Origin of the sequence: Streptomyces sp. NPDC057565, from assembly GCF_042801455.1 — a bacterium.
GTDB classification, from domain to species: Bacteria; Actinomycetota; Actinomycetes; order Streptomycetales; family Streptomycetaceae; genus Streptomyces; species Streptomyces yanii.
The window spans coordinates 1-1,944 of the sequence record NZ_JBHVFU010000164.1 but is presented as its reverse complement, the minus strand read 5'-3'; the positions used below and the strand labels follow the sequence as shown (position 1 = coordinate 1,944).

The following is a 1,944-nucleotide window of genomic DNA, read 5'->3' as shown; positions in this document are numbered from 1 at the left end:
TATCGGGTAGGCGAGCCGGTTCTCCCGGCCCGCCCCCCACACCACCGGACATGCGGGCCCGCATCCGGCGGTTCGTCTAGCTGATCTCAAGCGGGTTGGCGGCGGGACCACGAGCCCTTGAAGGACTTGTAGCCCTGGGTTTCCCAGTAGGCGTTGTTCATGGCGATTTCCAGGGGTTTCAGGTGGGAGGCCCGCCAGTACCGCTTGCGTTGCACTGCAACGCCTTGCTCCTGTTCCCCGAACTCGTAACCGAGCTTCTGGAGCATGGAGTTCTTGCGCTGGCTGGTCTTCCACTGCACCCACTGGACCTGCCGTAGCCTGCGGCGGACCCAGTGATCGATCTCCGCGAACACCCGGGGGGTGCCTGACAGACCGAAGTAGGCCACCCAGCCGACCGAGAACCGGTTCAGCTTGTCCAGCCTGTGGGCCATCGAGACTCCCCATGTTCGGGAGGTGATTCTCCGGACAGTGCCCTTGAGCCGTTTCACGGCTTTCCGGTCCACCCGGATCTTCACCTGCCCCTTGATGAGGTAGTACCCGAAGCCCAGCAGGGACGCCTTGAACGCGGGCGTCACCCTGGACTTGTCCCGGTTCACTCTCAGCTTCAGCCGGCGTTCGATGAACGTCGCGACCGAGGCGAGGGTGCGGCTGGCCGCTCGTTCGGACCGGACGAAGATCATCACATCGTCCGCGTACCTCACGAACCGGTGCCCGCGCTTGAAGAGTTCGCGGTCGAAGTCGTCCAACATGATGTTGGAGAGCAACGGAGAAAGCGGGGAACCCTGCGGCGTCCCCTCGTCCGATGCCACGACCACCCCTTCGGCCATGATTCCGGCTTCCAGGTATCGGCGAATCAGCTTCAGGACCTTCTTGTCCTCCACCCTGCGGGCCACCCGCGCCATAAGCGCGTCGTGGTTCACGCGGTCGAAGAATTTATCGAGGTCCAGGTCCACGGCCCAGCGGTTTCCATCTTGGACTGCGCGGCGACCAACCCTTACGGCCTGGTGTGCCGAGCGTCCCGGCCGGAAACCGAACGATGCCCCAGAGAAATGGGGGTCGAAGACGGGTACAAGGGCCTGCGCAATAGCCTGCTGGATCAGTCGATCCAGCACCCGAGGAACACCTAGCATCCGCTTCCCGCCGCTCGGCTTAGGGATGGTCACCCGGCGAACGGGAGCAGGCTTATATGTCCCCGCGTCAAGCTCGGCCCACATCTTGGACCAGTTCTGGGCAATCCACGGCCGCAGTTCCTCCGTGGTCATCCCATCAACACCGGGGGCACCCCGGTTCGCTTCGACGCGCTTAAGCGCCGCGAGCAGGTTCTCCTTCGAGAACACCGCCTCCCACAGGGAAGCGGTCTCGCGGTGATTGACGTCCTGGTGATGCGCCGTCTGGTCACTGTGCTCCCCGGGCGGTTCGGCCGTATGCACCGGCCCTGCCGTCCGGGGATCTGCCGAAGCAGGCTTGCAGCGGTCATCGTGACCTGATCGAGCAGACACCCTTCTTCCAATCCACTAAACGTTCGGTCCTTCCCGAGTCCTTGTCGGCTTACTGCCTGCCCATCTCGGTACTATGACCTCTGCTGACTTCTGCCCGGCAAATCAGAGGGATTGCTCCCGCCGATCGTCACGATCGCGGCCATCACACCGTTACATGTGACACCCGGACAGACCTCCCCGAATAAGAACAGCAACTTTCCCCGGATCGCCGCCGCATATACTTTGCGTCCCTCTTGGTGAGAGCGGGTTTCGGTACAGTCAGCCACCTTGCCCAGAACGCCTAGCCTCAGATGCGGTTCTTGTACATCGGTACCCGGTTTCGCCTCCGGCTTCCTTCAGACCCCACCTCGCGATGACGCCCTTGCCGTTCGGCTAACGAGTTAGTCTCACCTCTCCTCGTCGGGACTTTCACCCTTTAGCTGCTGCCCATGTCGGGCGTACTGAC

Annotated in this window: 1 protein-coding gene; it reads right to left on the bottom strand. The window is 62.7% G+C overall.

Going from position 1 to position 1,944, the window contains the following annotated elements:
- Window positions 1-86 precede the first annotated feature (86 nt).
- The gene (gene ltrA / locus ACFU8W_RS52365; protein WP_384052965.1) at window positions 87-1,430 is read right to left on the bottom strand and encodes a group II intron reverse transcriptase/maturase; all 1,344 of its coding nucleotides are present in this window, start codon (window positions 1,428-1,430) and stop codon (window positions 87-89) included.
- Window positions 1,431-1,944: the final 514 nt, after the last annotated feature.